Source organism: Novosphingobium sp. 11B, from assembly GCF_054589055.1.
On sequence record NZ_BAAILP010000240.1, the window covers coordinates 23977 to 30087 of the forward strand.

Below are 6111 nucleotides of genomic sequence, written 5' to 3' on the forward strand. Positions count from 1 at the left end.
GAAACTTCACTCATCGTTGCGCTGTTACAACAGGACTGTGACCCCGCTGCAAGAGTAAATCCACGAAGGCCCTTCTAGGGACGACGAGCGAATTCCTCGGGATCGAGCGCCAATTCGCCCAGACGCTTGCGCAAGGTGTTGCGATTAATCCCCAGCGCTTGCGCCGCACGCAACTGATTGCCTGCAGTCTCGCGCAGGACCTCGGCGAACAGCGGCCGCTCGAAAGCGGCCATCGCGCTGTTGTAGATCGAGCCGCTTGGCGGACGATTGACCGCGAGCCATTCCGACACCGCAGTCGCGATATCGACCGCCCGCGGCGCGCCGCCATCCTCGGCGGGCGGGGGCGCCTCCTGTGTCAGCAGCGGCAGGACAGCCTCGGCGTCGATCACGTCCTCGCGGGCCAGCAGGGCAAGGCGATAGATGAAGTTCTTGAGTTCGCGCACGTTGCCGCGCCAGGGCTGGCGGCTGAGCAGGTCGGCGGCTTCCTTCGTCAACTGGCGACGCGGTAGCCCCTCGTTGGCGGCGTGCTGCAGGAAATGGCGCGCCAAGACGTCGATGTCGTCGCGGCGGTCGCGCAGCGGCGGCATGTGGATCGGCACCACGTTGAGCCGGTAATACAAGTCCTCACGGAAGCGCCCGGCAGCGATTTCGGGCTCAAGGTCCTTGTTGGTCGCGGCGACGATGCGGGTGTCGAGGCGGATTTCCTCGCGCCCGCCGACCCGGCGCACGGTGCCCGACTGAAGCGCGCGCAGCAGGCGGGTCTGCGCCTGCATCGGCATGTCGCCGATTTCGTCGAGGAACAATGTGCCGCCCGCTGCCTGCTCGAACTTGCCGACGTGACGCGCGACGGCGCCGGTGAAGGCGCCCTTCTCATGCCCGAACAGTTCGCTCTCGATCAGTTCGGCGGGGATCGCGGCGGTGTTGACGGCGATGAACGGGCCTTCGCGGCGATTGCCGAGCTGATGGATCGCCTCGGCCACAAGTTCCTTGCCGGTGCCGGATTCGCCCAGGATCAGCACCGTCAGGTCGTTGCGCAGGACGCGGGTGATCATGCGGAACACCGACTGCATCGCGGCGCTGCGGCCGACCAGAGGCAGACCGTCCGCGACCGGCTCCTCGCCGTCCGCGGCAAGACCCTGCGCCGTGCCGGCTGCCTGGCGCACGGTGCGCGCCAGTTCGTCGATGTCGAACGGCTTGGGGAAATACTCGAAGGCGCCGGTATCGGTGGCGCGCACGGCGGTATCGAGCGTGTTCTGGGCCGAGAGAATGACGATCGGCATGTGCGGATGCAGCGCGCGGACCCGCTCGATCGTCTCGATGCCGTCGCCGTCCGGAAGCATCACGTCGGTGACGAGCGCCGCGAACCCGCGATCCGCCAGCATCCGGTCACGCTCGGCGATGGTGACGCAGTGCGAAACGCCGAACCCTTCCGCTTCGAGCGCGGCGGTGATGACGATGGCGATGGACATGTCGTCCTCGACCAGCAGCACGTTCTGCGTCATGCCGTCTTTCTCCGGGGGCGATTGCGCGTCTCGCGGGCGAGCGGCAGGTGAATGCGGAAGTGGGTCAGCCCATTCTCGTCGTCGCGGTCGTGGGTGATGCGACCGTTCATGTCGCGCACCAGCTTGCGGACCAGCGGCAGGCCGAGGCCCTGCCCCGACTTCTTGGTGGTGACGAACGGTTCGAAGATATGATCGCGCATGGCCGGATCGATGCCGGGGCCGTTGTCGCTGACGCGAACCTCGATCGGCAGGCGCAGCGGGGCACCGTCATCGCCGGTGTGAAGCTGCAGGCCGCTGGCGAAGCGGGTCCGGATGATCACGCGCGGCTCGGCGACGTGCTTGCAGGCATCGGCGGCGTTGGAGAGCAGGTTCATCATCACCTGCACCAGCCCGTCGGGACTGCCGAGCACCGATGGCAGCGAGGGATCGAACTCCTCGACGAGCCGGAACGCCGGCTTCTCCGCCTTGGCCGCGTTCAGCACGTCGATGGCGCGGCGGGCTGCCTCGTGGAGATTGCAGGGCTCCACCGGCGGCGTCGTGCGGCCGCTCAGCTTCTGCATCCGCTCGATAAGCCCCGCGACGCGGTCGACCTCGCCGGTAATGAGGTCCGTCAGCGCCTTGTCCCGTTCGTCGACCTTGCGCGCGAGAAGCTGCGCCGCGCCGCGAATGCCGGCGAGCGGGTTCTTGATCTCATGCGCCATGATCTCGGGACCGCGCAGGACCGCGTTGTCAGGGCCGCCGGAGTCGTCGCCAAGCGCCTCGGACGCGGAATTGTCGTGGAGCGACACGACCTGCCAGCCGGGACTGTCCGCGACCGGGCCGACGTTGATGTCGATCCGCCGCGCGCCCTTGCCCTTGATCTGCACCACGATTTCGCGCGCGGAGACCGGCGCCTCGGAATCCGATAGCCGATCCAGCAGGCGGCGGTCGGAGATCGACATGATGTCGCGCAGCCGCGTCCCGACGAGGCGCCGGGCCGACTGCCCGAAGAACTGCTCCGCCGCCGGGTTGAGCCAGGCGATCGTCCGTCCGTTCTCCAGCAGCAGCACGGCATGCGGCAGGCTCGCCAGCAGCCGCTGCGCGTCAGGCAGATCGGTCCGGGTGTCCAGGCTCATGCGGCGCGGAGCTGACTGTCGTCGGTGCCGCGGTAGGGAGCATAGAACTCATCGATTTCACGAAGGACTTCAGCAGGATCGGCGATGAAGTTCAGTTTGTTCCTGAACTCGGCCGAGCCGCGCACGCCCTTGATGTACCAGCCAAGGTGCTTGCGAGCCATCCGGACGCCGGTGTCCGCGCCGTAGTGGTCGAGCATGTCCTCGTAATGGCGACGGATGATGTCGTACTGCCCGGCGATGTCGGGATCGGCCGAGACCGCCTCGCCGCGCCACCATTGCATGACTTGCGAGAGAAACCAGGGACGCCCGTAGGACCCGCGACCGATCATCAGGCCGTCCGCGCCGGACTGCTCCAGCGCCTGCGCGGCATCGTGCACGGTGCAGATGTCGCCGTTGACGATGACCGGGATCGACACCGCGTCCTTGACCTTGCGGACGAAGGCCCAGTCGGCCTCGCCCTTGTACATCTGGTTGCGGGTGCGGCCGTGGACGGTGATCATCTTCGCGCCCAGATCCTCGGCGATCCGCGCGAGTTCTGGGGCGTTGAGGCTGTCGTGGCACCAGCCCATGCGCATCTTGACGGTGACCGGGACCTTCACCGCCTTGACGGTCGCCTCGATCAGCTTGGTCGCCAGCGGCACCTGCCGCATCAGCGCCGAGCCCGCGTCACCGTTGACGACCTTGCGCACCGGGCAGCCCATGTTGATGTCGATGATGGCGGCGCCGCGGTCCTCGACCAGCTTGGCGGCCTCGCCCATCTGTTCGGGGTCGCAGCCGACCAGCTGCATCGAGACCGGGTCCTCGACCTTGTCCCACATCGCCTTCTGCAGCGACACGCGCGTCTCACGGATCGCAGCGGGGCTGGCGATCATCTCGGTGACGTTGAGGCCCGACCCGAAGGCGCGCACCATCCGGCGGAACGGCAGGTCCGAAACCCCCGTCATCGGCGCGAGCACGACCGGGCAGTCGATCGTCACCGGACCGACCTGGATTGGCTTGAGTGCCGGAGGATTGGGCAATTGAGTCATGATGCGTGCAGTGCTGCCTAAAAAACAGGCAGCGCATAGTGGATTGCCCTCAATGCGGCAAGCGATTACCGGCATCGGCAATGTCGCAAATCGTCTCAGAGCCGCAGAATTCGCCCCGTGATCGCACTGGCATTCGTACTGCCGCGCTCGTCGTGGCCGCAGGCAAGGGCCTGCGCGCCGGTCAGCCGGTGCCGAAACAGTTCGCGCGCTGGCGCGGCAAGCCGGTCGTGCGACACTCGGTCGAGGCGCTGGCGGCAGCGGGATGCGCGCCGATTCTAGTGGTCATTCCCGATGGCGCGCAAGCCGTCGCCCGTGAAGCACTGGCGGGAATTGCGGGCGTGCAGTTCACCACGGGCGGCGCGACGCGGCAGGAATCGGTGCGTCTCGGGCTGGAAGTTCTTGCAGGCGCCGAGCCCGACCGCGTCCTGATCCACGACGCGGCCCGCCCGCTGCTGCCCGCCGAAGTGATCGAACGCCTGCTGATCGCTCTCGACGCATACAAAGGCGCGATACCGGTCCTGCCCGTGGCCGACAGCCTGACTCATGCGGCGGGCGATCTCATGGGCGCCCCTGCCCGGCGCGAGGACTTGCGTCGGGTCCAGACGCCCCAGGCCTTCCACTTCGCCGAAGTGCTCGCCGCACACCGGGACTGGGACGGCCCCACCAATGCCGGAGATGATGCGCAAGTCGCGCAGGCATGGGGCATGGACGTGGCACTCGTCGAAGGGGACGAAACCTTGCACAAACTCACCTACGCCGCCGATTTCGGAGCTTCGAAGCCGCTGGTGCGCGTCGGCAGTGGTTACGACGTCCATCGCCTTGAGGAAGGCGAGGAACTGTGGCTCTGCGGCGTGCGGATCGCGCACACGCATGGGCTCTCTGGCCACAGCGACGCCGATGTGGCGATCCACGCGCTCGTTGATGCGATGCTCGGCGCGATCGGCGCAGGGGACATCGGCCAGCACTTTCCGCCCAGCGACCCTCAGTGGAAAGGCGCCGCTTCGGACCGCTTCCTCGCCCACGCGGGCAAACTGGTGGCCGATGAGGGCTACGCCCTCGCCAACGCCGACGTCACCATCATCTGCGAAGCGCCCAAGATCGGACCGCATCGCGAGGCCATGCGCGAACGGCTTGCGGACATACTCGGCGTTGACATCGCCGCGATCAGCGTGAAGGCAACGACGACCGAGAAGCTCGGCTTCACCGGGCGGCGCGAGGGGATCGCGGCGCAGGCGGTGGTCAGTCTGGGTCTGGTATAACTGTTGGGGCGCAAAGGAACTTCCTGCATGCGTGGACTGTCTTCAATCCTTGGCCCGCGAACCCTTGCCCTGGCGCTTGCCATGACGCCCTGCGCTGCGATGGCGGCCGAGCCGATGTGCATCAGCAAGGCCGAGGCGACCTCGCTGATCGCCTATTCCCTGCCGCAGGCGATCAACGGCACCGCGAAGCGCTGCGCCCCCTCCCTGCCGGCCGATGCGTTCCTGCGCACCAAGGGACCGGGCCTCGCCGCCCGCTACGCCGCGCAGAAGGACCGCTACTGGCCCAAGGCCAAGCCCGCGTTGTTGAAGGCCCTCAATACGCAGGGCGGCGGCGGGTCCGCGAACATGATGACCGGCCTTCCCGACGACACGCTGCGCCAGATGGCCGACGTTTTCGTGGAGGGCTTCGTCTCGCAGCGGATCGCGCCCAAGTCCTGCAAGCAGCTCGACCTCGCGATCGACCTGCTCTCGCCCCTCCCGCCCGAGAACACCGCCGGACTGATCGCGCTGAGCATGGATGTGGCCGGCAGCGCCGATCCCAAGCTCGGCAAAGTGACGCTTTGCAAGGACTGACGATGGCCGCGAATCCCTTCTTCCCGGAAGACCTCTATGCGCTCGCCCAAAGGGTGATCGAGGAGAACAAGGCACTCGGCCGCATGGTTTCGGTGGCCGAAAGCTGCACCGGCGGCCTCGTCTGCGCGGCGCTGACCGAGATCCCGGGCTCCTCGGCGGTGCTTGATCGCGGTTTCGTTACCTATTCGAACGAGGCCAAGATGGAGATGCTGGGGGTCCACTCCGACATCATCGATTCGTTCGGCGCGGTCTCTCCCGCGACGGCCTGGGCCATGGCTCAGGGCGCGATCGGCAAGAGCCGGGCGGACGTCGCGGTCGCGATCAGCGGCATCGCCGGGCCGGATGGCGGCAGCGAGATGAAGCCGGTCGGCACCGTGGTCTTCGCCTGCGCCCGGCGCGGCGAGGAAGAGGTCAACGCCGAACAGAAACTGTTGGACGGCACGACCCGGGCGGAAATCCGCCACCAGGCAGCGATCGTGGCGTTGGAACTGCTGCTGCCGTAAGTCACTCGTCGTCCCGGACTTGATCCGGCACCGGCGGTCTTCAGGCTGAAACTCGCGTCAGGGCGCTTCAGCGAGAGCCGGGTCGTTCACGGCCAGCGGTCCCGAAACAAGTCCGGGACGACGACGGTTCA

The 6111-nt window shown here is 67.2% G+C and carries 6 protein-coding genes; 3 read left to right on the forward strand and 3 right to left on the reverse strand.

Going from position 1 to position 6111, the window contains the following annotated elements; translation table 11 throughout:
* Window positions 1–74 precede the first annotated feature (74 nt).
* Genes ACYPYD_RS21625 through dusB form a run of 3 tightly spaced genes read right to left on the reverse strand, consistent with a single transcriptional unit; the run spans window position 75 to window position 3645 of the window.
* Window positions 75–1502, reverse strand: a complete 1428-nt coding sequence (locus ACYPYD_RS21625; protein WP_008828549.1) for a sigma-54-dependent transcriptional regulator — start codon at window positions 1500–1502, stop codon at window positions 75–77.
* Entirely contained in the window at window positions 1499–2617 is a 1119-nt protein-coding gene (locus ACYPYD_RS21630; protein ID WP_008828550.1) for a two-component system sensor histidine kinase NtrB, read from the reverse strand. The genes ACYPYD_RS21625 and ACYPYD_RS21630 overlap by 4 nt, the downstream gene beginning before the upstream one ends.
* Window positions 2614–3645: a tRNA dihydrouridine synthase DusB gene (gene dusB, locus ACYPYD_RS21635; protein WP_008828551.1), complete on the reverse strand. Its 1032-nt coding sequence runs from the start codon at window positions 3643–3645 to the stop codon at window positions 2614–2616. The genes ACYPYD_RS21630 and dusB overlap by 4 nt, the downstream gene beginning before the upstream one ends.
* 80 nt (window positions 3646–3725) lie before the next feature.
* Between dusB and ACYPYD_RS21640 the strand changes: the two genes are divergently transcribed.
* Genes ACYPYD_RS21640 through ACYPYD_RS21650 form a run of 3 tightly spaced genes read left to right on the forward strand, consistent with a single transcriptional unit; the run spans window position 3726 to window position 5980 of the window.
* A complete protein-coding gene (locus tag ACYPYD_RS21640) occupies window positions 3726–4904 on the forward strand; it encodes a bifunctional 2-C-methyl-D-erythritol 4-phosphate cytidylyltransferase/2-C-methyl-D-erythritol 2,4-cyclodiphosphate synthase (protein ID WP_008828552.1) in 1179 nt (392 codons plus the stop codon).
* Between the two features lie 27 nt (window positions 4905–4931).
* Window positions 4932–5477, forward strand: coding sequence for a hypothetical protein (locus ACYPYD_RS21645; RefSeq protein ID WP_008828553.1), 546 nt, complete (start codon window positions 4932–4934; stop codon window positions 5475–5477).
* Between the two features lie 2 nt (window positions 5478–5479).
* On the forward strand, window positions 5480–5980 hold the full coding sequence (locus tag ACYPYD_RS21650) for a CinA family protein (RefSeq protein WP_008828554.1): 501 nt from the start codon (window positions 5480–5482) through the stop codon (window positions 5978–5980).
* The last annotated feature ends 131 nt before the right edge of the window (window positions 5981–6111 follow it).